The organism is Haloglomus irregulare (assembly GCF_007421925.1).
Taxonomy (GTDB): domain Archaea; phylum Halobacteriota; class Halobacteria; order Halobacteriales; family Haloarculaceae; genus Haloglomus; species Haloglomus irregulare.
The window spans coordinates 97,586-119,233 of record NZ_QMDX01000009.1 but is presented as its reverse complement, the minus strand read 5'-3'; the positions used below and the strand labels follow the sequence as shown (position 1 = coordinate 119,233).

The 21,648-nt window shown below is 70.5% G+C and carries 23 protein-coding genes and 1 pseudogene; 13 read left to right on the top strand and 11 right to left on the bottom strand.

The annotated features are described in order from the left end of the window. Positions 1 to 40: 40 nt before the first annotated feature. Positions 41 to 175, bottom strand: a complete 135-nt coding sequence (locus tag DP107_RS21140) for a hypothetical protein (RefSeq protein ID WP_272949847.1) — start codon at positions 173 to 175, stop codon at positions 41 to 43. 9 nt (positions 176 to 184) lie between these two features. Between DP107_RS21140 and DP107_RS13705 the strand changes: the two genes are divergently transcribed. Beyond that, positions 185 to 1,078, top strand: coding sequence for an MBL fold metallo-hydrolase (locus DP107_RS13705; protein ID WP_144262713.1), 894 nt, complete (start codon positions 185 to 187; stop codon positions 1,076 to 1,078). 81 nt (positions 1,079 to 1,159) lie between these two features. On the opposite strand, the gene DP107_RS13700 is transcribed toward DP107_RS13705, so the two are convergent. Further along, a complete protein-coding gene (locus tag DP107_RS13700) occupies positions 1,160 to 2,200 on the bottom strand; it encodes an NAD(P)-dependent alcohol dehydrogenase (RefSeq protein ID WP_144262712.1) in 1,041 nt (346 codons plus the stop codon). 143 nt (positions 2,201 to 2,343) lie between these two features. Here DP107_RS13700 and DP107_RS20140 point away from each other — a divergent pair, with 143 nt between their 5' ends. Together DP107_RS20140 and DP107_RS13695 are read left to right on the top strand one after the other, a co-directional pair. Continuing rightward, on the top strand, positions 2,344 to 2,496 hold the full coding sequence (locus tag DP107_RS20140; protein ID WP_185977315.1) for a hypothetical protein: 153 nt from the start codon (positions 2,344 to 2,346) through the stop codon (positions 2,494 to 2,496). Positions 2,497 to 2,544: 48 nt separating this feature from the next. Next, complete coding sequence (locus tag DP107_RS13695; RefSeq protein WP_144262711.1) at positions 2,545 to 3,474, top strand: TIGR03571 family LLM class oxidoreductase; 930 nt, start codon at positions 2,545 to 2,547, stop codon at positions 3,472 to 3,474. Positions 3,475 to 3,486: 12 nt separating this feature from the next. On the opposite strand, the gene DP107_RS13690 is transcribed toward DP107_RS13695, so the two are convergent. Then, complete coding sequence (locus tag DP107_RS13690; protein WP_144262710.1) at positions 3,487 to 3,960, bottom strand: type IV pilin; 474 nt, start codon at positions 3,958 to 3,960, stop codon at positions 3,487 to 3,489. A 346-nt stretch (positions 3,961 to 4,306) separates the two neighbouring features. Here DP107_RS13690 and DP107_RS13685 point away from each other — a divergent pair, with 346 nt between their 5' ends. From DP107_RS13685 to DP107_RS13660, 6 genes are all read left to right on the top strand, one after another. Beyond that, a complete protein-coding gene (locus DP107_RS13685; RefSeq protein WP_144262709.1) occupies positions 4,307 to 5,887 on the top strand; it encodes a long-chain-fatty-acid--CoA ligase in 1,581 nt (526 codons plus the stop codon). 63 nt (positions 5,888 to 5,950) lie between these two features. Continuing rightward, positions 5,951 to 7,090 carry a carbon-nitrogen hydrolase family protein gene (locus tag DP107_RS13680; RefSeq protein ID WP_144262708.1) on the top strand — a complete coding sequence of 380 codons (1,140 nt, stop codon included), beginning with the start codon at positions 5,951 to 5,953 and terminating at the stop codon, positions 7,088 to 7,090. Between the two features lie 80 nt (positions 7,091 to 7,170). Beyond that, positions 7,171 to 7,323, top strand: coding sequence for a 50S ribosomal protein L39e (locus tag DP107_RS13675; protein ID WP_144262707.1), 153 nt, complete (start codon positions 7,171 to 7,173; stop codon positions 7,321 to 7,323). Next, on the top strand, positions 7,324 to 7,599 hold the full coding sequence (locus DP107_RS13670) for a 50S ribosomal protein L31e (RefSeq protein ID WP_144262706.1): 276 nt from the start codon (positions 7,324 to 7,326) through the stop codon (positions 7,597 to 7,599). Position 7,600: 1 nt separating this feature from the next. Beyond that, on the top strand, positions 7,601 to 8,266 hold the full coding sequence (locus DP107_RS13665) for a translation initiation factor IF-6 (RefSeq protein ID WP_144262705.1): 666 nt from the start codon (positions 7,601 to 7,603) through the stop codon (positions 8,264 to 8,266). A gap of 211 nt (positions 8,267 to 8,477) precedes the next feature. Continuing rightward, the gene (locus DP107_RS13660) at positions 8,478 to 8,921 is read left to right on the top strand and encodes an acyl-CoA thioesterase (protein ID WP_144262704.1); all 444 of its coding nucleotides are present in this window, start codon (positions 8,478 to 8,480) and stop codon (positions 8,919 to 8,921) included. On the opposite strand, the gene DP107_RS13655 is transcribed toward DP107_RS13660, so the two are convergent. Then, the gene (locus tag DP107_RS13655) at positions 8,915 to 9,778 is read right to left on the bottom strand and encodes an SDR family NAD(P)-dependent oxidoreductase (RefSeq protein ID WP_144262746.1); all 864 of its coding nucleotides are present in this window, start codon (positions 9,776 to 9,778) and stop codon (positions 8,915 to 8,917) included. The two genes, DP107_RS13660 and DP107_RS13655, sit on opposite strands and share 7 nt — an antisense overlap. A gap of 417 nt (positions 9,779 to 10,195) precedes the next feature. Between DP107_RS13655 and DP107_RS13650 the strand changes: the two genes are divergently transcribed. Beyond that, positions 10,196 to 10,480 (top strand): hypothetical protein, encoded by a 285-nt coding sequence (locus tag DP107_RS13650; protein WP_185977314.1) that lies wholly within the window; start codon positions 10,196 to 10,198, stop codon positions 10,478 to 10,480. Between the two features lie 1,501 nt (positions 10,481 to 11,981). Here DP107_RS13650 and DP107_RS13645 read toward each other — a convergent pair. Then, complete coding sequence (locus DP107_RS13645; RefSeq protein ID WP_144262702.1) at positions 11,982 to 13,235, bottom strand: magnesium transporter; 1,254 nt, start codon at positions 13,233 to 13,235, stop codon at positions 11,982 to 11,984. A gap of 115 nt (positions 13,236 to 13,350) precedes the next feature. On the opposite strand from DP107_RS13645, the gene DP107_RS13640 reads away from it, so the two are divergent. Next, positions 13,351 to 13,929 (top strand): MaoC family dehydratase, encoded by a 579-nt coding sequence (locus tag DP107_RS13640; protein WP_144262701.1) that lies wholly within the window; start codon positions 13,351 to 13,353, stop codon positions 13,927 to 13,929. A gap of 39 nt (positions 13,930 to 13,968) precedes the next feature. Here DP107_RS13640 and DP107_RS13635 read toward each other — a convergent pair whose 3' ends face one another. Together DP107_RS13635 and DP107_RS20135 are read right to left on the bottom strand one after the other, a co-directional pair. Further along, positions 13,969 to 15,810, bottom strand: coding sequence for a UvrD-helicase domain-containing protein (locus DP107_RS13635; RefSeq protein ID WP_144262700.1), 1,842 nt, complete (start codon positions 15,808 to 15,810; stop codon positions 13,969 to 13,971). A 78-nt stretch (positions 15,811 to 15,888) separates the two neighbouring features. Further along, the gene (locus tag DP107_RS20135) at positions 15,889 to 16,059 is read right to left on the bottom strand and encodes an HVO_0416 family zinc finger protein (RefSeq protein ID WP_185977313.1); all 171 of its coding nucleotides are present in this window, start codon (positions 16,057 to 16,059) and stop codon (positions 15,889 to 15,891) included. Positions 16,060 to 16,183: 124 nt separating this feature from the next. Between DP107_RS20135 and DP107_RS13630 the strand changes: the two genes are divergently transcribed. Then, a complete protein-coding gene (locus tag DP107_RS13630) occupies positions 16,184 to 17,368 on the top strand; it encodes a M20 family metallopeptidase (RefSeq protein WP_144262699.1) in 1,185 nt (394 codons plus the stop codon). Between the two features lie 59 nt (positions 17,369 to 17,427). After that, entirely contained in the window at positions 17,428 to 18,984 is a 1,557-nt protein-coding gene (locus tag DP107_RS13625) for a carboxypeptidase M32 (RefSeq protein ID WP_144262698.1), read from the top strand. A 172-nt stretch (positions 18,985 to 19,156) separates the two neighbouring features. On the opposite strand, the pseudogene DP107_RS13620 reads toward DP107_RS13625, so the two are convergent. From DP107_RS13620 to DP107_RS13605, 4 genes and pseudogenes are all read right to left on the bottom strand, one after another. After that, positions 19,157 to 19,330: pseudogene (locus DP107_RS13620) on the bottom strand (preprotein translocase subunit SecD); the annotation flags it as partial. 153 nt (positions 19,331 to 19,483) lie between these two features. Continuing rightward, positions 19,484 to 19,885, bottom strand: a complete 402-nt coding sequence (locus DP107_RS13615) for a PPOX class F420-dependent oxidoreductase (protein ID WP_144262697.1) — start codon at positions 19,883 to 19,885, stop codon at positions 19,484 to 19,486. An 86-nt stretch (positions 19,886 to 19,971) separates the two neighbouring features. Beyond that, positions 19,972 to 20,694, bottom strand: coding sequence for a DUF1028 domain-containing protein (locus DP107_RS13610; RefSeq protein WP_144262696.1), 723 nt, complete (start codon positions 20,692 to 20,694; stop codon positions 19,972 to 19,974). A gap of 65 nt (positions 20,695 to 20,759) precedes the next feature. Further along, positions 20,760 to 21,398: a S8 family serine peptidase gene (locus tag DP107_RS13605; protein WP_144262695.1), complete on the bottom strand. Its 639-nt coding sequence runs from the start codon at positions 21,396 to 21,398 to the stop codon at positions 20,760 to 20,762. Positions 21,399 to 21,648 lie beyond the last annotated feature (250 nt).

Genomic DNA, 21,648 nt, shown 5'->3' with positions numbered 1-21,648 from the left:
GGCCGTCCGTCCCGGCTCGATGCCCCCCGGTGGGCCCACTTCACCGGTGCTCGATCTCGGCGGCGGCCATCGACGGCAGGTCCTCCGTCAGCCGCGCGAGCGCGGTCACGCGGACATCGGACCGGTTCGACGTAGCCGCGTCCCCGCCGAAACGGGCTTTTCGGATGCCATCCAACACTGCGGCATGACGACCTTCGAGGTCGCCGAAGGGGTCTTCGGCATCGACATCGGGATGTTCGACACCGGCGTCACGTCGGTCTACCTCTTCGACGACGAGGAGCCGACGCTGGTCGACGCGGGCACCGCCGCCAGCGCCGGCCGACTGATGGAGGGGCTCTCGGCGTGCGGCGTCGCGCCGGCGGATCTGGAGCATCTGGTCCTCTCGCACGTCCACACCGACCACAGTGGCGGGGCGGGCGCGCTGGTCGACGCGGCACCGGAGCTGAACGTCCACATCCACGAACTGACGGCCTCGCATCTGGCCGACCCCGCCGGGCTGGTCGAGAGCAGCCGTCGCGCCATGGGCGAGCATTTCTCGGAGATGGGCGAACAGGGGCCGGTTCCGGAGGGGAACATCGTCACGGTGTCGGACGAGGGAACGACGCTCGACATCGGCGCGAACACGCTCGAACTCGTCCACGCGCCGGGGCACTCGCCGGACCACTTCGCGGTCTGGAACCCGGAGCGGGACCTGCTGTTCGCGGCCGAGTGCCTGGGCATGCAGTTCCGGGATGTCGACCGCTGGATTCCGCCCGCTTCGCTGCCCAACTTCAGCGTGGCGCGGATCGGGGGCGCCATCGACCGGCTCCGCGAACTCGACCCCGAGCGGATCGTGTTCCCGCATTTCGGGGTCTGGCCCGACGAGCCGGCGGCCGCCTTCGAGACGGCCGAGCGGGAGCTCCAGCGGTTCGACGAGCGGATCCTCGAACTGCACGAGGGGGCGGACTCCCGCGAGGGGACCAAGACGGCGGTCGCGGCGGAGCTCATCGACATCGCCCCCCCGTACGACGAGCGCGTGGAGTCGTTCTACGCGAGCCTCATCACCGACGGGTTCCTGAAGGACCACGGCATCGAGTGAGACGGCCGTGGCGGGGTGCCACCGGGTGACGACGGTCGCCGCTCGTCCGGGTCGCGTGCGACGTGAGGGGGGGAGCCGGCGTCAGGGCGTGATGACCGCCCGCCCGTCGATCTCGCCGTGCTCCAACTTCTCCGCGACGGTGTTGATCTCCGCGAGGTCGTAGCGGGTCGTGTGCAGGTCGACGTCACCGCGGTCGACCAGGGCGACGAGCTCCTGGAGTTCGGTGTAGTGCCCGACCAGCGTGCCCCGGTAGCCGAACTCGCCGTCGACCAGCGTCTGTGACGGCTGATGGACGTGCCCGCCGTAGCCGACGACGTGGTGGTCGGCGCCGGGGGCCGCGATGTCGGGGCCGAGCGCGGTCGTCTCGTCGGCGCCGACGAAGTCGAGGACCTGTGCGGCGCCGGTCCCGTCGGTGAGCGCCTCGATCTCGGCCGGGACGTCGTCGGTCGCCGGGTCGAAGGTGTGGCGGGCACCGAGATTGGCGGCCAGGTCGCGGGCCGACGGCTTCAGGTCGAGCGCGACGATGTCGGCGGCGCTCATCGCGTCCAGACACTGGATGCCGATGTGGCCGAGCCCGCCGACGCCGATGACGACGGCCGTGTCGCCGGGGTTCAACTCGGCGGTCGCCTTCTTGACCGCGTGGTACGCGGTGATGCCGGCGTCGGCGTGGGGCGCGATGTCGGTCGGGTCGACGCCGTCGGGGAGCGGGATGACCGCTCGCTCGTTGGTGAGGAGGGAGTCGGCGAAGCCGCCATCGTGGGTGAGCCCCGGGAAGGCGACGTTCTCGCAGTACATGTCCTCCCCCTGCCGGCAGGGCCGGCAGACGCCGCAGGTCCGGACCGGATGGCAGATGACCGGCTGGCCCTCGGCGACGGTCTCGACGTTCTCGCCGACGGCGACGACGCGGCCGGCGTTCTCGTGGCCCAGTGTCAGCGGCAGCTCCTGCGGGACGTAGTCGGTCCACATCCCCTCGACGACGTGGTTGTCCGTCTGGCACCAGCCGGCGCCCTGGACCTCGACGACCACGTCGTCGGGCCCGTCGGCCGTCGGCCGCGGGACGTCGTCGATGCTGAGCGCCTCACTCATCTCCTCGGTGTACGCGTGGAGTCTGGCGGCGCGCATGGGTGGCGGGAAGGGTTGACCGCCTGCCGAATAAGTGTGTGGCCGCGGCGCTCGGGCCGCCGACCGACGGCTCCGGACAGCCTTGCCGGTATACCCCATTATCAATCATTAACCTTATTTCCGTCGTCCTTATTACCCGGAGTATGACGCGAGAGATGACCCCTGCCCCGCTCGTCCCGGAGATGCCGACATCGACCACGGAGACCGAGGAGACCCGACCGACTGCCGACGGCGGGGAGCGCCGCGCCCTCCCCGAGCGGACCTTCGGCGCCCCGCTGGTTCCGGACTACCGGTAACCGAACCGGACCGATAGCCACTTTCTCCCGCCGCCCCCACGGTGGCGTGTGCCCGACGACCACCGGAACGCGGGCTTCGAGCGCCTGTTCGGCGGCGACGGCCTCACCGTCGGCACCGGCTTCCCCCTCACCGACAGCCGGCAGTCCCGCCCGCCCGTCGACCGCGAGGTGGCGCTCGCGGCCCACGCCGAGGCCGTCGGGTTCGACGGGCTCTGGGCTCGCGACGTCCCCTTCCGCTGGCCCCGCTTTCGCGACACCGGGCAGACCTACGACACCTTCCCGTGGCTGGGTCACGTCGCCGCGCACACCGACGAGGTGGCACTCGGGACGGCGAGCGTCGTCCTCCCGCTGCGGCATCCGGCACACGTCGCGAAGGCCGCCGCCTCCGTGGACCGGCTGTCGGACGGCCGGCTCGTGCTGGGCGTCGCGACGGGTGACCGCGACCCGGAGTACGACGCGTTCGACGTCGACCTGACGGAGCGAAGCGCCCGCTTTCGCGAATCCGTGCGCGTCATGCGGGCGTGCTGGCGCGAGCCGTTCCCCGAGCGGGCGGGCTGGTGGGGCGAGCTCGACGGCGAGCTGGACCTCGTCCCGAAACCGACGACCGGGTCCGTCCCGCTGCTCCCGACGGGCCACTCCCGGCAGCGGGTCGAGTGGCTCGGCGCCTACGGCGACGGCTGGCTGTTCTACCACCTGCCCGCGGAGACGCTGGAGACGTACCTCGCGGACTGGCGGGCCGCCGCGGGCGACAAGCCGTTCCTCATGGCGCTGCGGGCCGAACTCGCGGACGACCCCGGCGCCGACCCCGAGCACGCCCACCAGGGCTTCCGGGCGGGCCGGGAGTGGTTCGTCGACTACCTCCGGCGGCTGGACGACGCGGGCGTCGACCACGTCCTCGTCGGCGTCTCGGAGGCCCGCGAGGACGGCGACCCCGAGCGGGCGCTGTCCCGGTTCGGCGACGTCATCGACCGGGTGTAGGGCCCGGAGTCTCTACGGGTCGTACTCGTAGTTGAGGAGCACCGTGGAGTCGTCCGTGGTCGAGGATTTCCAGGTGATGCGGACCGTCTCACCGGTGGTCAGGTTGCCACTGTCGAGCGTGATCGACTCGCTGGCCGTCCACTCGCCGTCGTCGTCGGCCGGGTCCAGGACGGAGTTCCGGAACTCCCCGTGGTCCGAGCCGGTGATGTTGACCCTGTCCAGGTCGACGCGGTCACCGGTCGTATGTCGGACCCTGAGGTCGCCGTCGCTCTCGGCGGTCGTGTCGAAGCTGGCCTGCGGCCCGACGGACTGCTCCGGGGACTGTATGATGCTGATCCCGAACACGTACTGGCCCATCACCGCCGCTAGTACGACGGTGATGGACGTGGCCAGGATGACGCCGATGACCTCGGACTGGCCCCGGTCCTCGCTGTCGACCCGTGACGGGAACGCAGTACCACCGTCTGTCGCACGGTCACCCCCCATGATATCACCACGCCCGGCCCCGGTGAAAACCGTTATCCATAGTTCGCTCGGAGGCGCCGGTCGACACCCCTGGCCGATCGTCGCCCGGTAGCGGGCCCGAGCGGGTGATTTCCCCGCCCTAATCGCCCGTTAATCCGGATAGTCACTCGTTACCCGCCGCGAGAACTCGTCCGGAGCAGCGAGGGTCGGCGGCCGGTCTCGCGGGGCACGGCACGAGGGGGCGTCGTCACCCGGTTCACTCGGCTGCTCGCCAGCGGGGGTGCCCGGACCGGTCGCGGCGGCTCCACAGGTCGGACGCCCCCGCCCCGCCCGTACAGTTTTGTCGCGGGCACCCCCAGCCCGGAGCATGGCATCACACGCCACGCTCGCGGACGCGCTCGAACGGACCGCCGACCTCCACCCCGAGCGGGACGCCGTCGTCTACCCGCGGAAGGACCAGTACTGGACGTACGCCGAGCTGGACCGGAAGGCCAACCGGCTGGCGAACGCGCTGGCGGACCTCGGGGTCGAGAAGGGCGACCGGGTTTCGACGATGCTGTTCAACGGTTCCGAGATCGTCGTCGCGGTGTACGCCTGCACGAAGCTCGGCGCCGTCTTCAACCCGCTGAACTACCGGCTCCCGGCCGGCGAGGTGGAGTACATCGTCAACGACGCCGAATCGAAGGTACTGCTGTACGAGGCCGACACCCGCGAGGCCGTCGACGGCGCCCGCGACGACCTCGAGACCGTCGAGGAGTACGTCTACATCGACGAGGGCGTGCCCGATGGGGACCTGGACTTCTACGACCTGCTGGCGTCGGCGAGCCCGGAGCGACCCGGGGTGCCCGTCGCCGAGGACGACCCGTACGCGTTCATCTACACCTCCGGGACGACGGGCCGACCGAAGGGCGTCGTCCACGAGCACCGGAACATGATGGAGCACAGCCTGCTCTGTATCGCGGAGATGAACCTCGCCCGCAGTGACGTCGGGCTGTCGGCGCTCCCGCTGTACCACTGCGCGGAGCTGCACGCCAACCTGTTCCCGCGGGTCCAGGTCGGCGCGACCAACGTCATCCATCACGAGTTCGACCCGGTCGACGTGCTCGACGCCATCCAGACCCACGACGTGTCGGTGTTCTTCGCCGCGCCGACGGCGTGGAACGGGGTCGCCCGAACCGCCGCCGAGACCGACCACGACGTCTCCTCGCTCCGGCTGGGACTGTACGGCGCCGCTCCGATGCCGAAGGAGGTGCTCGACGCCTGCATGGAGCACCTCTGTGAGGAGTACGTCCAGGCGTACGGGATGACCGAGATCGGCCCCTGTGGCACCTTCCAGAGTCCCGAGGAGCAGCGCACTAAGCAGGGCTCGGCCGGGCTGCCCGCGCTCAACCACCAGGTCCGCATCGTCGAGCCGGACGCCGACCCCGACGCGACCGTCGAGCAGGGCGCTATCGGGGAGATACTGTTCACCGGGCCCTGCACGATGCGGGAGTACTGGAACCGGCCGGAGGCGACGGCCGACTCGCTCCGCGAGGCCGACGGCCGGGAGTGGTACTACACGGGCGACCTGGGCTACCGCGACGAGGACGGCTACCTCTACGTCGTCGACCGGAAGGACGACATGATCGTCTCCGGCGGCGAGAACGTCTACCCCGCCGAGGTGGAGGACGTACTCTTCCGCCACGAGGACGTGGTCGAGGCCGCGGTCGTCGGCGAGGACGACGCCGAGTGGGGCCAGCGCGTCGTCGCCTACGTCGTCGGCGAGACGGGCGCCGACGCGCTCGACGCGTTCTGCCGGGAGAGCGACGACCTGGCCGATTTCAAGCGACCGCGGGCGTACTACTTCGTCGACGAACTGCCGAAGAACCCCTCCGGGAAGGTCCAGAAGTTCCGGCTCCGGGACGACGAGGCCGACGCCGGCGACGTCGAGAGCATCGACGTGGCCTGAGGAGCGGGTCGGCGTCTCCGGAGTGGGCAAAGGGGTTTGGTACCTCCACACGCATACCCGTGCATGCCAGCCGAGACGTTCACCCTGGCCGCGGCGCAGGTCGAACCCGTCTACCACGACAAGGAGGGCACCCTGGACCGAACCTGCGAGTGGATCAAGCGCGCCGGCGACGCCGGCGCGGACCTGGTGGTGTTCCCGGAGACGTACTTCCCGGGCTACCCGTACTGGCGCGGGAGCGTCTCCATCCCGCGCTGGACGGAGCTGATGGTCGACCTCCAGAAGAACAGCCTCCACGTCGACGACGAGGCCGTCGAGATCATCGGCGAGGCCGCGGCCGAGGCCGACGTCCACGTCGCGCTCGGGACGAACGAGCGCAGCGACCGCCGCGGCAGCGACACGCTGTACAACTCCATCTTCTACTTCGACCGGTCGGGCGCGCTGCGGGGCCGGCACCGGAAACTGATGCCGACCCACGAGGAGCGGGCCATCTGGGGGCGGGGCGACCCGTCCAGTCTGGCCACGTACGAGACGGATATCGGGCGTCTCGGCGGATTGGTCTGTTACGAGAACCATATGACCCTCTCGAAGGCCGCCCTCACCGCGAAGGGCGAGGAGATTCACGCAGCGGTCTGGCCGGGCTTCTGGGAGCAGGACGGCCACCCGGGCGACAAGTCCCGAGCCGAGAGCGCCGAGGCGGTCGACACCTGCGACATCTACCCGGCGATGCGGGAGTACGCCTTCGAGACGCAGTCCTACGTCGCCGCCTGCTCGGCCTACATGAGCGACGACATCCCCGAGGAGTTCAGTCACGAGGAACTCGGCTTCAACGTCGCCGCCGGGGGAAGCATGCTCATCAACCCGGCCGGCATCGTGAAGGCCGGGCCGCTGGTCGGGGAGGAGGGGCTGCTGACGGCGGAGTTCGACCGCGACGAGCGCCGGGCCACCAAGGCCTACTTCGACGCGATGGGCCACTACACCCGGTGGGACGCGGTCAACCTAGAGGTGAGCGACGAGACGCTCGCTCCAGTCCATCGACACGGCCACGGCCCGGGCGGTCGGAGTGACCAGGTGAGCGGCCGGAGCGGCGATCCCTCGGCGGGCGTCGCGAGCGACGGCGGCCTGTCCGCTGCCGAGGCCGAGGCCATCGCCGCGGAGTACGACGTGCCCGTCGAGGCCGTGGAGGCGGTGGCCGACGCGCTCTGAGGCGGGGACGGGGTGGGAGGGCGGCGAGCGGGCGCCCAAAGGAACAGGATTTTAACCGCTCCGTCGGAACCATCGGTACCATGAGCAAGAAGTCGAAGGCCAAGAAGAAGCGGCTGGCCAAGCTGGAGAACCAGAACAGCCGGGTGCCGGCCTGGGTCATCATGAAGACCGACCGCGACACCACGCGAAACCCCAAGCGCCGGAACTGGCGGCGCAACGACACGGACGAGTAGATGAGCGCGAGTGATTTCGAGGAGCGCGTGGTGACGGTGCCGCTGCGTGACGTGCAGGCCGAGGCCAAACACCAGCGCGCGGACAAGGCCATGAGCATCATCCGCGCCCATCTCGCGAAGCATTTCAAGGTCGACGAGGACGACGTGCGCCTCGACCCCTCCATCAACGAGGCGGTCTGGGAGCGCGGTCGCAAGAAGCCCCCGTCCAAGCTCCGCGTGCGGGCCGCCCGCTTCGAGGAGGAGGGCGCGGCGGTCGTCGAAGCAGAGACTGCGTAACGTGCTCCGGGCGGCCTTCGCCGGCTCGTCGTACATCGGCGTCTTCAGCCGGGCCACCGACGACTGCCTGTTGCTCCGTCCCGACGCCGACCGTGACCTCCGAGAGTCGTTCGTCGACGAACTCGGCGTGCCCGCGGTGTCGACGACCGTCGGCGGCGCCTCGACCGTGGGGGCGCTGGCGACCGGGAACGCCAACGGGCTGCTGGTGAGCAGCCGCGCCACCGACCGCGAGGTAGAGCAGCTGGAGGCCGCCACCGACCACCCCGTCGGCGAGCTCCCCGGCCGCGTCAACGCCGCCGGTAACGTCGTGCTCTGCAACGACCACGGCGCCTTCGTCCATCCGGACCTCTCACGCAACGCCGTCCAGGCGGTGCAGGACACGCTCGACGTCCCCGTCGAGCGCGGCGACCTCGCCGGCGTCCGCACCGTCGGTACCGCCGCCGTCGCCACCAACCGGGGAGTGCTCTGCCATCCGAAGTCGACCGACGAGGAACTGGATTTCCTCGAGGACCTCCTGGGCGTCCCCGCCGACCTCGGCACCATCAACTACGGCGGCCCCCTGGTCGGCTCGGGGCTGGTCGCCAACGGGAACGGCTTCGTCGTCGGCGAGGACACCTCCGGCCCGGAGCTGGGCCGCATCGAGAACGCGCTGGGCTACATCGACTGAGCCGCCGCCTCCCCTCTCCGGCTCCCGCGCCGACCGCCCGCCGAGAGAGAACACGCCCTGCGCAGGCACGTCGACGGGGCGGCGGTCACGACGGCCGTCGGCGAGCGCATCGCTCATACGGGCCGTCGGTCGTGGCGCGGTCGGGCCGGTCGACAGGGTCGCCGGGCGGGTCCGCCGGGGGAGCTTTGTCCCGGGCGGCGGAACGGGCGCCATGGCGACGATCGGCGAGACCCATATCGAGAACCGGGAGCGCATCCAGCCCAACGACACGAACAACCACGGCTCGGCCCACGGCGGGAACGTGATGCGGTGGCTGGACGAGGTCGGGGCGATCTGCGCGATGCGACACGCCGGCGAGACGTGCGTGACCGCGAGCGTCGACGACCTGGATTTCGAGCAACCCATCCCGCAGGGCGAGACCTGTGTCGTCGTCGGCTACGCCTACGCGACCGGGCGGACGAGCATCCGGGTCCGGCTGCGCGCGTTCCACGAGGACCCCCGCACTGGCGAGCGCGAGCGGACCACTGACTCCCGGTTCGTCTTCGTCGCCATCGCTGACGACGGCAGCCCGGTGCCAGTGCCGGACCTGACCGTCGGATCGGAGCGCTGCGAGGAGCTACGCCGGGCCGCGCTCGACGGGGAGCGCGGTCAGTAGGTGAGGCTCATGCCGCCCTCGTGGGTCATGTCGCCGCCGTTGAGGTGTCTGCTGTGGCGCGAGCAGCCCATCACGTAGAGGTTCGCCACCTCGTAGGGCTCCATCATCTCCTTGACCCGGGTCTGCTCGAGCATCACCTGCTCGACCACCTCGTCGACGGTCAGGCCGCGTTGGTCGGCGGTGTCGGGCAGCTGCTTTGCGACCAGTCCGGTCTTGACGTACGCCGTCGAGACGGTGAAGGCCCGGACCTTGCCGCCACCCTCGGCAGCGATGGACTGGGTGAGCCCGCGGAGCCCGAACTTCGTCGTGTTGTACGCCACCTTGTCCTGCGTGACGATGTGACCGTGGACCGAGCACATGTTGCCGACGACCCCACGGCCGTCGCCCTGCTCGAAGTGGGGCATGCAGTGCTTGGTGAGCAGCAGCGGCGCCCGCTGCATCACGTCGTGCATCAGGTCGTACTTCTCGACGGGGAACGACTCGATGGGCGCGACCGTCTGGATGCCCGCGATGTTCGCGAGATAGCGGAGGTTCCCGTGTCCGGCGGCCTCGTCAACGATGCGTTCGAGGTCGGCGTCGTCCGCGAGGTCCCCCGCGACGGTCTCGACCGTCCCGGGGAGGTCGAGGTCGGCTGCTCGCTCCTGGACCTCGGCCAGGCCCTCTTCGTCACGGTCCGTCGCGACCACCGTCAGCCCGTTGGCCGCGAACGCAAGCGTCGTCGCCCGGCCGATGCCCGCGGCGCCGCCGGTGACGAGCGCGACGTTCCCGGGTGCGTACGCCGGGTCGTCCAGTTCCAGCAGGTCCTCGCGGGTGATCTCGCTGGGCCCGTACTTCGCCATCGCCTCCTCGACAGTCATGTCGGCCATACCTCCCGGACCGGCGCCACGGGGGAATAGCTACCGGCGACGGGTTCAGTCGGGACGACTCGGCGTCGGACCGGACGTTCCGCACCGCGCGGCAGGCGCCGCCCTCGAAGGCGTACCCCGTCGCCTCGTCCGTCGTCGCGGGTTCGCCGATGCGCTCGCGGCACGGTCGCGTCAGCGGTCCCTCCGAGTTGTCGTCGAGTGTCGTGTTCCGATACGTCCCTCGGGAGAGAGTTATGACTCCAGGAACTACCGAGAAGCTTCGCCGACTCCTTCTGGGAAACACGAACTATCGATCTGTCCGGCGGCTATCTCTATACGTCCGCCCCCGATCGATGAACCGTCCCCCGCGCCGACGGAACGGTCGTCGGTGCCACCGGGGGGAACTGTCGGATGGGTGAGAGCATACGCATGCTCAGCGTGTCGGATACCGGCCCCCCCTCGCCGGACGGGACGACCAACAGGGACGGTGAGGCGCCCGTCGTCGGGACCGCCGTGACGACCGCCGGGATCCCACGGGAGGCCATCGCGCTGGCAGCCGCTGGCCACGACGCCGTCGTGATGGGCGAGAGGGGGCCGTCGCTCCGGTCGTTTCGCTCCGGCGAACCCGCCGAGCAGCTGGCCGCACAGTCGCTCGGCCCGGTCGTCGTCCGACGACACCGCGACGGTGAGGAGAGCACCGAACCGTTCCCGTAACGCCCGGGACGACCGACTGTCGGACAGACCTATACGTCACCTGCCGCTACCCGCCCTATCGATACAGCATGCCAGAGGAACGACCGACCGGGGGCCCCGACGGGGTGACCGACCCGTCGGACGGCGGAGTGCCGCCGGACGAACCCGTCGAGGCGCCGCGGGCCGACCGTATCGGCGTCGAGGACCTGTTGGAGGACCTCGACGGGTTGGGCGGGGCGGAGTCCGACGAGGCCCGGACGGAGATCCGGGAGACGAAGGACCTGGTCGCGGCGGCCCACGAGCGGGGTCTCATCGAGTCCGGTCGGCGCGAACTCCAGGCCAGCGACGCCGCCGAGGCGTTCGTCGGCAGCGTCGTCTTCGCCTCGCCGCTGCTGGTCGAGGGGGGCATCTTCGGCATCGGCGACTACCTGTTCACCGCTACGTTCGGCGGGGTTCCCGTCTTCCTCGCCGCGAACACGCTGTTCGTGGTGCTGATGACCCACGCGCTGCTGGAGTGGACCGGCCGGAACCGCGAGGAGACGGCGATGCTGTTCGGCCGTATCCCCCTGCGGGTGGTGATGATCCTCGCCGTCTCGTTCGTGGTCGCGACGGCACTGATGACCGTCTGGGGGCGGGTGTCCTGGGCGCGACCGACCGAATCGCTCGCGCGCATCAACGTCATCTGGACGGTGGGCTCGCTGGGCGCGGCGCTGGGGGATATCCTCGCCGGCGATGCGGAGACGACCCCGACGGTCGCGGCGGCGACCGACCACCCGACCCCGAAGCGTCCGGCGAGCCGGGTCGGCGGCGACCTGGTGGAGTCGGAGGAGCTGACCGACAGCGCGCTGGTGGTGGCACTCCAGGAGCAGTTCGACGAGCTGGAGGCCGCCGTCGGGAACGCCGCCGAGCGCCGCGAGGTCCAGCGACTCCGGGTCGAGGCCGTCGAGGCCGCCATGGACCGGGCGCTCGGCGACCGTATCCGGAAGTACACCGGCCGGGATATCGCCGAGGGGTTCGTCGGGAGCATCTTCTTTGCCGTCCCCTTCCTCGTCGAGGACGGCGTCTTCGAGGTGGCGGCCTACTTCCTCTCCTTCCGGCTCGGCGCCTTCCCTGTGTTCTTTATGCTGAACGCCGTCTTCGTCGTGCTGATGATCGCGGCGCTTGTCTACTGGGCCGGCCCCCAGGACGTGCAGGTGTACCGCCCGGTCTTCGGGGTCATCCCCCGCCGGCTGGTCGGCATCGCGGTCGTCTCCTTCCTCACCGCCGCAGCACTGATGACGATGTGGGGCCGGGTCGGCGAGTGGCAGGAGCCGGTGGTCGCCCTGGCCCGTATCAGCGTCGTCTGGACGGTCGCCGCCTTCGGCGCGGCGCTGGGTGACATCCTCCCGGGCGAGAGCTCCGGGACGATATCAACGACGAACTCGGCGCGCTCGGGGACCGGTTCGGGGAGCCCGGAGAGGGAGGCGAGGTCGAGGCGGAGTGAGTCCCGGTCCAGGGGCCAGCGTCGAGGCCGCCGGCCCCGTCAGGCGGGCGCCGCGAGGACGACCTGCGCCAGCCCGAGGAAGATGAAGAAGCCCAGCACGTCCGTCGCGGTGGTGATGAAGATGGTCGCCGACGTGGCGGGGTCCTTCCCGACCCGGTCGAGGGCGAGCGGAATGAGGGTCCCGAAGAAGCCCGCGATGATCAGGTTCAGGACCATCGACACCCCGAGGACCAGCCCCAGCAGCGGGCTCTGGTTGAACACCGACGCGATGACCGCGACCAGGATCCCCGTGATGGCGCCGTTCGCCGCTCCCGCGATCACCTCGTTCACGATGACCCGCCCCCCCGTCGCGAGCGACACCTGGCCCAGTGCGAGTCCGCGGACGGTGACCGCCATCGACTGGGTGCCCGCGTTCCCGCCCATCCCCGCGACGACCGGCATGTACACCGCCAGCAGCGTGAACGCCGCGATGGTGTCCTCGAAGACCCCGACCATCCCCGCCGCCAGGAACGCGGTCCCGAGATTGATGATGAGCCACCGGTACCGGTAGCGGATCTTCGACAGCGGCCCGTCGAGGACGCTCTCCTCCTCCCGGACGCCGGTGAACTCGTACAGCGTCTCGCCGGCCTCCTCCTCGATGACGCGGAGGAGGTCCCCGGCGTAGATGACCCCGAGGATAGCGCCGTCGTCGTCGAGCACGGCGACCGACCGCTCCGGGTTCTCCCGGAACACGTCGACGACCTCCGTGTCGGGGCTGTCGTAGGCGACGGCCGGCGTCCCGACGACGTGGTCGCGGAGGTCGAGCGGGCCCTCGAGCGCCAGCGTCTGCCCCGGCAGCTCGCCCAGCAGTTCGTCCCCGTCGGTCACGAAGACGGTCGGTACCCGGCCGGTCCGGTCCTCGTGTCGCTGCACCCGCTCGGCGACCGTCGACAGGTCCCGGTCGGCGTCGACGGTGACGTAGTCCAGATGCATCAGCCCGGCCGCGGTCTCCGGGCTGAACTCCAGCAGGTACGATACCTTCTCGCGACGGTCCTCGTCGAGCCGCCGGAGCACCGTCTCCCGTGTCACCTGGTCGGCGAACCCGAGCACGTCCGCCCCCTCGTCCGGGTCGAGCCGGCGGACGAACGCCCGCAGGGCGTCCTCGTCCATGTCGGCCACGAGCGACTCGCGGACCGTCTCCGGGAGCCCGAAGAAGGTCGCCCGCTGCTCGTCCGGCGGGAGCTGCCGGAACTCGTCGGCGGGCGACGACGCGGTGGCGACCGCCCGGCCCGCGCTCTGCGTTGCCTCGGACATACGTCGGCGGGTCGCCGGGCGAGCGCCTAAACCTTCCCGTCGGGGCCGCCGGTCGGCGGTCGGCCGGCCACGGGGTCGCCACAACCGGTTAGTCGCCGCCCCGCGAGGCGGGCGTATGACCAACGACAACGACACGGACGCCGGGGGCGAGGACCACGACCGCCGACTGGTCGAGGGCTGGCAGGGCCGCTTCTACGAGGACTTCACCGTCGGCGACGTCTACAAGCACCCGTACGGGCGCACGGTGACCGAGACGGACAACGTCTGGTTCACCAACCTGACGATGAACGTCAACCCGATGCATTTCAACGAGGCGTACGCCGCGGAGACGGAGTTCGGCGAGCGCCTCGTCGACGGCACATACGTGTTCGCGCTCGCCGTCGGGATGAGCGTCATCGACGTGAGCGCGAACGCGACGGCCAACCTCGGCTACGACAACGTCCGGCATCACGCTCCGGTCTACCACGGGGACACCATCTTCGCCGAGAGCGAGGTGCTGTCGAAGCGGGAACTGGACTCCCGCGAGCACGTCGGCATCGTCACCACCGAACTGCGTGCGTTCAACCAGGACGACGAGCTCGTCCTCTCGCTGGAGCGGACGCCGATGGTGCTCAAACGCGAGTTCGCGGAGCCGAGCGCGGCCGCGCCGACGGGGTGGCCCGACGGTATCGGGTTCCAGCCCGGGGCGGAGTAGCGACTCCGGTATCGGGACGGGCGGCAGCGGAGACGCCCGTTACTCGACTTCCGCGGGCTCGGCCAGTGGTTGCTGTGCCCGCTTCCGGAGTTCGTCCAGCGAGTGGTCGGTCGGCGCGTTCTCGATGAGCACGTCCAGCGGGAGCGTCGGCGCCCCGTCGATGAGGTTCTCCAGCAGCACCAGGCGTTCGCGAGCCCGGGACATGCCGACGTAGAAGACGCGGCGCTCGTTGTCGGTCAGCATCGGGACGGGGTCGGCCCGCTTGTCGAAGGTGACCCCCGGCGGGAGGTCGTCCTCGTCGACGGAAGCCGACATCTGCTCGACCACCTTCTCCGTGAGGTCGGTGGCGACGAAGACGTGGTCGGCCTCGCGCCCCTTCGCGGAGTGGATGGTGCCGACGCGGATGCGGTTCGGGTCCATCCCGGTGTACTGACCCGAGAAGTAGGCGTCCACGGAGCGCTCCTGGAAGTTCGAGACCCGGGTGAGCATGTCGCTGGCGCTGGCCGGGCCGGGCGCGAACGGCGCGTGCTCCTTGACGAACTCCGGGGGGACCTCCATCTCGGTCAGGTCGTCGACACCCTCGGCGTCCTGCAGCTCGTCGAGGGCGTCGAACATCTCGTCGCGGCCGCCGGTGCCGAAGGCCGAGTCGGCCAGCATCTCCGCCAGCCGCCGGGCCTCCAGCCCCGTGAGCGGCTCGTCCTCGTCGTACGTCTCGACGGCGCGGACGTAGCCCTGCAGGCGGTCGGTCCAGAGCCGGGTGTCGGTCAGCGAGACGAACGGCATCCCCTGGTCGATGAACTCGTCGACGAACTGGAACATCTGGTAGCGCGCCCGGAAGAGGATCATCGCGGTCCCGTCCTCGTCCTGCTCGATGGTGTTGCGGACGTTCCGCGAGAGCTCCATGATGGAGGGGTTCCGGACGGCCTCGAACGCGCCGCCCTGCTTGCGCGGCTTGAGGTCCTTCTCCTGGCGCTTGTCCAGGTGGCGGATCTGCCGGTTGACGACGTTCAGGATGCGCGAGGGGAGCCGGTAGGAGTTGGGCAGCACCTCGTCGTCGTCGACGGCCTCGTCGAGCAGGAGGTTCGGGTCCGCGCCCTGCCAGGCGTAGACGACCTGGTCGTCGTCGCCGGCGATGAGGACCGACTCCATGTGGGGACGCCACTCCTCGAAGACGTCGTACTGGAGGGTGGTGATGTCCTGGAACTCGTCGATGACGAGGTGGTCGACGCTGGGGACCTTCGAGCGCTGCTGGACCCGTTCGAGCATATCCGCGAAGCCGACGACCCCCTCCTCGCCCTTGTAGGCCCGCCAGGCGCGGATCGCCTCGGGCACGTCGATGCGGTCGTCGTCGGAGGGCCAGGTCGGGGTGTACTTGTTGCCGGTCTGTGCGTTCTCGTCGATATCAGGCGGGAGCCGGACCTCGTCGTCGTCCCACTTGAACGGGACGTCGTACCAGTCGGCGACGTCGCGGCGGGTCCGCTGGAGCCACTGGCTGGTGGCGATGATCTTGTTGCCGATGGTCGTCGAGCGGGCCGAGCGGCGCCGGCCGCTGTCGTTCTCGTCCTCGAACTCGATGCCGTAGTCGTCGCAGAACGCCTCCTTGTGCTCCTCGTCGACCACGTCCCCGCGGGAGAGGTTCAACAGCTCGTAGGCCTTTGCGTGCATCGTGCAGACGTTGCCCTTCAGCGACTTCGGCGAGCGGTCGAGCCGCTCCGCGAGCCGCTCACGGATCTCCTGGGCGGCGGCGCGGGTGTAGGAGACGACGAGGATGTCGCGCATGTCGACCCCGTCGTCGAGCATCCCGTCCACCCTGTCGAGCAGGGCGGTGGTCTTCCCGCTCCCGGGGCCACCGAAGAGGCGTGTCACGTGCGATTGGCTCATTATCGGCCACAGGCCCCCCTCCGGTATAACGCTGTTCGTCGTCGGAGCCGACGGAGACGCCGCAACGAGGCCGTCGGCTCAGGTCGGGGACCAGCCACACACGGAGCAGGCAGAGGCCTCGAGATCGTGGATACCGGCGCACTCGGGGCAGCGCTTCTTGTTATAGTCGCGCTCCCAGCCAGCCGATTCGGTCTCGTGTCCACGGTCCGCCAGGAACTCGTCCAGAACACTCTCGTCCGTGGTCGACATACACGGTATGGTACGACACACCATCTCATAACCCTTGTGACCGCGGCAGCCGGTCACACGGACGTTGGGTTCGGGGGCGATGCCCGGCGTGAGCGTTTAGACGCCCGGCCGCCACCGGAGACACATGCCCGACCGCGACCCGCCGGCCGCCACCGACGACGTCCGCGACCTGGCTCGCGACCTCGTCGCCACGCCGAGCCACGCCGACGAGACCGCCGCCGGCGACCTGCTGGAGCGGTGGCTCCGCGGGACGACCGACGCCGCCGTGACCCGTGACGCGCACGGCAACGTCCTCGCCGCACGAGCGCCGGGCGCGGAGCCGACGTATCCGCCCGCGACCGACGCGCCGACGCTGGCGTTCGTCGGCCACCACGACGTCGTTCCGCCGGACGACGCGCAGGCGAACGACGACGGGAGTTACGTCGTCGGGACGCGTGACGGGCGCCTCTACGGCCGCGGGAGCGCCGATATGAAGGGCTCGCTCGCGGCGCTGGCCTGCGCGTTCCGGGACGCCGCCCTCCCCGCGGACGGGCCCCGCCTGACCTTCGCGTCGTTCGGTGGCGAGGAGGTCGGCGGCGAGGGCTGTCGCGCGGCCATCGACGACGGGTTCGCGCCGGACTGGGCCGTCGTCGGCGAGGGGTCGACGGGCTACTCCGGCGAGGGCGTGACGGACGTGGCGGTCGCACACAAGGGCCGGCGCGCGTCCACGCTGGTCGCCCACGGGCGGGCGGCCCACGCGAGCCAGCCCGACCGCGGCCAGAACGCGGTCTACCGGGCGGGCGACGCCATCGTCGCCGTCCGCGACCTCGATACGCCCCGGGCGGAGGTGCTGGGCCACGACCTCGCGGGGACCGTCGCTGTCACGGGCATCGAGGGGGGCAGCGCGTGGAACGTCATCCCCGAGCGCTGCGAGGTGACCGTCGACGAGCGAACGGTCCCGGGCGACCGTGCCGACGTCGAGCGGGCGGCCGGCGAGGGCGTCGACTGGCAGGTGGAGCAGGACCTCCCGCCGATGGCCTGCCGGGACGAGCGGTTCGCCGACGCCGTGCTGGCCGCCGCCCGGGCCGCACACGAGCACCCGGACGACCCGCTCGGCGACGGAGACCGGCCGCCCCGGCCGGAGCACGTCGTGAAACCGCACGCGACGGATGCCGGCTGGCTGGCCGCCCGCGCCGGGACCGAACCGGTGGTCTGTGGCGCCGCCGAGCGCGGCGAGGCCCACACCGCCGACGAGTCCGTCTCGCTGGCGACCGTGGACCGCTGCTACCGGCTCTACCGGCGCGTCGCCGGGACGTTCACCCTCGACTGAGCCGCCGGCGTCGTGGCCGCCGCCGGGAGGTTGAAACCCCGCCCGGCCCTGCCATCGGTATGGCGACCGAGCCCGAATCCACCGACGCGGACGCCGAGACGGACAGCCCTCACGCCGGCGCGCCGGACGCGTACCACGACCTGCTGGACCGCTACCGGCAGGCCACCTATCTGAACGACGCCGGGATGCTGCTCTCCTGGGACCAGCAGACCATGATGCCAGAGGGCGGCACCCCCGCCCGCTCGAAACAGCAGTCCGCGCTCTCCAGCGTCCAGCACGAGACGCTCACGGCCGACGCGGTCGGCGACCGGCTGGACGAGCTCGTCGACGCCGATCTGACCGCCGAGCAGTCGGCGGTCGTCCGGGAGATCCGCCGCGAGTACGAGCGCGAGGCCGCCGTTCCCGGCGACCTGGTCGAGCGCATCTCCGAGGAGACGAGCAACGCGCTCCCCGTGTGGGAGGAGGCCCGCGAGGCGTCCGACTGGGCGCGGTTCGCGCCGACGGTGGAGACGCTGCTCGACCTGAAGCGGGAGTACGCCGAGCATATCGACCCGGACGCGGACCCCTATGCGGTCCTGTTCGCGGACTACGAGCCCTGCCTCGACCTCGAGGTCGCCGACCGGGTCCTCACGCGCCTGCGCGAGGAGCTGGTCCCCATCATTGACGCCATCGCCGACTCCGGCGTCACCCTCGCCGAGGACGCCTTCGACGGCGAGTACGACCCCGACACGCAGGAGGCGGTCGCCCGCGACGCGCTCGATGAACTGGGCTACCCGTGGGACCACGGCCGGCTCGACCGCTCGACCCACCCGTTCTCGACGGGCACCCAGTTCGACGCCCGCGTCACGACCCGGTTCGACCCGGCGAACCCCGTGGACGCGCTCTCCTCGACCATCCACGAGTTCGGGCACGCGACCTACACGCTCGGCCTCCGGCAGGACGAGTACGGCACGCCGCTCGGGAGCCACCGCGGCCTCTCCGTCCACGAGTCCCAGTCCCGGCTCTGGGAGAACCACGTCGGCCGCTCGCAGGCCTGGTGGGAGCGGTTCCTCCCGACCTTCCAGGAGCAGTTCCCCTCCGGCGAGGGGCTCTCGGCCCGCGACGCCTACGAGGCCGCCAACCAGGTGTACGACGACAACCCGATCCGCGTCGAGGCCGACGAGCTGACCTATCACATGCATATCGTCCTGCGCTACGAGATCGAGCAGGCGCTCGTCGCCGGCGACCTCGACGTCGACGAGGTGCCGGCGGTGTGGAACGAGAAGATGGAGGAGTACCTCGGCTTCCGGCCCGAGACGGACGCGATGGGCTGCCTGCAGGACATCCACTGGTCGCACGGCTCCTTCGGCTACTTCCCGACGTACACGCTGGGCTCGGTGATGGCCGCCCAGCTCTACGCCGCCGCCGAGGACGACATCGACGACCTCGAGGGGAGAATCAACGCCGGCGAGTTCGAGCCGCTGCACGACTGGCTCACCGAGAACGTCCACCACCACGGCGCGGCACACGAGACGAACGACCTCCTGGAGGAGGCGACCGGCGAGGCGTTCACCGCCGACTACTTCCTCGACTACGTCCGCGAGAAGTACGGCGCGCTGTACGACCTAGATCTGTAGCGGGATGTCTCGGCTGCTGCAGGCAGCATTGCACGTGACCTGTGGGAGTCAGATGTCAAAAACCCGCCCAGTATCCGAACGAGTTCGCCGATTCGGCGGTTATTATGCAGCTTCTGGAAGAACTGTCGCGCCTGGACGACGGATGTCGCTTCCTACGCCCCCAGGACGGGGCTCCGGAGGCCGGGCGGGTGACGAGGACGCCCAGCAGGACGCCGACGATGGTGGCGATGGCAAAGTCCTGGAGACCGCCCGGCGACAGCACCGCCAGCGGCGACATCGCGATGATGGTGGTCGCGGCGGCCGCGCCGACGACCCAGGACACCGTGCGGAAGCGCGACTGGAACACCGCGGGGGTCGCCGCCAGCAGGATGGCGACGGCGACGAGTACCGCGACGAGGTGACAGTTCACGCGTTCGTGCTGGGGGCAGGACTACCCGTCCGTGTCCCGGCTGTCGCTCCCGATGTGTGAACTATCCCCTGCCTGTGGCGGATAGGGGACCTATTCTCCCATCCCGGTGGCGTGTTCGACCGTGATGGAGAGGATAACGCGCTCGGTCCGGATAGGGCTGGGATACTCGGACTCGCCCATGTAGCGCTGGGTGAGTTCGTCGATATGCTCGCGAGCACCGTCGGTCGTGACCGCCGCGACCGCGCCGCGGACGGAGAGCATCCGGTAGGGGTCGTCGGGATCAGTCATGCTGACGGCGACGCGGCGGTCCCCACGGACGTTCTTCTCCTTCCGGCTCTCGCGCTCGGTGTTGACCAGCAGCCGGTCGGCGTCGGTGTCGTAGTCGATCCAGACCGGTGCGCTGTGGGGCGCCCCGTCCGGCAGCAGCGTCGAGAGGTGGGCGATGGTCGGCTTCTCGAACAGATCGTGGTAGTCGTCCGGGATGGACGTCATGGCGGCCGCACACCGCCCGGGCAGAAAGTTCGATCCCCTCGACGAGGGCGACCGGCGTCGGCGGCCGGATTCCGGCGAGGGGCCGCCTACTCCACCCCCTCGGCGTCGTCCATCTCGTCCTCCTCGTACGCGTCCTCGTAGCGCTCCATCGCCGTCTCGTGGCTCTGCACCGCCAGCTCGTACGTCTCGCGCAGGTCGTCGATGGGCGTCTCGGTGGCGTCGACCCGGAGGTCGTGCTGGTAGGGGGCGGTGGCGGGGTCGGCCCTGGCGGTGTCGACCAGTTTGAGCGCGGCGCTCTGGACCGCGAGCTCCTCGCGCTTGTCGCCGCCGGCCTCGTGGCCGGCCCGGAGCGCGGCGACGAGCCGCGCCGGCAGCGGGTCCGCGGGGTCGGCCGCCTCCCACGTCGTCGCGACGGCGTCCAGGGTCTCCGGTCCGGTGAGCAGGTTGCCCGCGACGGTGTAGTCCTCACCCTCGGCATCGCCGTACCAGTCGCCGCACTCGTCGCCGGAGAAGGCGAAGGTACCCTGCCGATCGACACCGTGGAGCTGGCGGTTCTCGCGGCCGTCATCGGCGTTCAGCAGCGACTCCAGGGCGTCCTCGACCGCGAGCCCGTCGGCGAGGTACGCCACCCCACGCTCGCCGAGCGAGACGTTCACCAGCGACTGGGTGGCGACCGCGCCGTGCTCGTTGACGAACGGGCAGAGCGTCCCCACGCCCGCGAGACGCGTGGTGACCGCGACGCCGAACCGGTGCTGCTCGGTGCCGTCGTCGTCCTCGTAGGACTCGTGGACGCAGATGCTGAAGGTCATGGCCGAGTCGTCGCGGTGGACGAGGAAAAACGTGGGTGCCCCGGCGAGCGCGGCCGCGGCCGCGCTCAGATGCCCCGCGAGCCTGAACCGGTGGCGCCGTCGGTGTCGGTCGCGGTCACGACGATGTCGGTGCCGTTCTGCTTGCTCCGGACCTCGTCGACACCCTCGCTGTTCCCCCGGACGGCGTTGGCCGTTCCGGCGACGTGGCTCCCGTGGTCGTCGTCGGACCACTCGTAGTTGCAGTCGTTGCCGTTGTACCCCTCGCGGCCGAACCGGCAGTCGCCCGACTCGGAGCCACAGGAGGAGCCGAAGGCCGCCCCCAGCGACGGGTCGGTGTTGTCGGCCAGGTCCGGATGGTCGTCGTCGACGCCCGTGTCGAGGATGGCGACCGTCGCCCCGCTACCGGCCGTCCCCTCGGAGTGGAGCACGTCCGCGTCGACGCGGTCGATACCGGCCGGGAGCGTCTCCCCGAGCTTCTGTGCGGTGTAGTTCGGCTCGACGTACTGGACGCCGCGCCGGTTCTCCAGCTTCCTGTGGGCCTGCTCGGAGAACCGCCCGACGACGACCCGCCCGACGTGACCGAGGTCGATGGTCTTCCGGACGGAGTCGGCCCGACGGTTCGCCTCCCGTTCGGCGCCTCGCGCCCCCGGTTTGATGCCCACGTTCGTCTCCTCCGGTTGCTCCGCGGCGCCGAGGCCGGTCACGGCAGCCGTCCCCGCAGCCGCGCCGACGGTCCGGAGGACGGCCCGCCGCGAGACAGCCCTTAGTGAGCCACGCTCCTTCGTGCTGTACCCGGCGCAGGGGGGCGCCGCGACTGAAACCTCGTTCGTAAACCGTGCAAATTGGCCCCCTCATTCCTGTACCCGTGGATTCGCCCGAAGGGACGGCCGTCGGGGCAGCGGGTGCCGGCGGGGTGGATTCCGTCATCGATGCCGGTGTCGAACCGTTCCATCG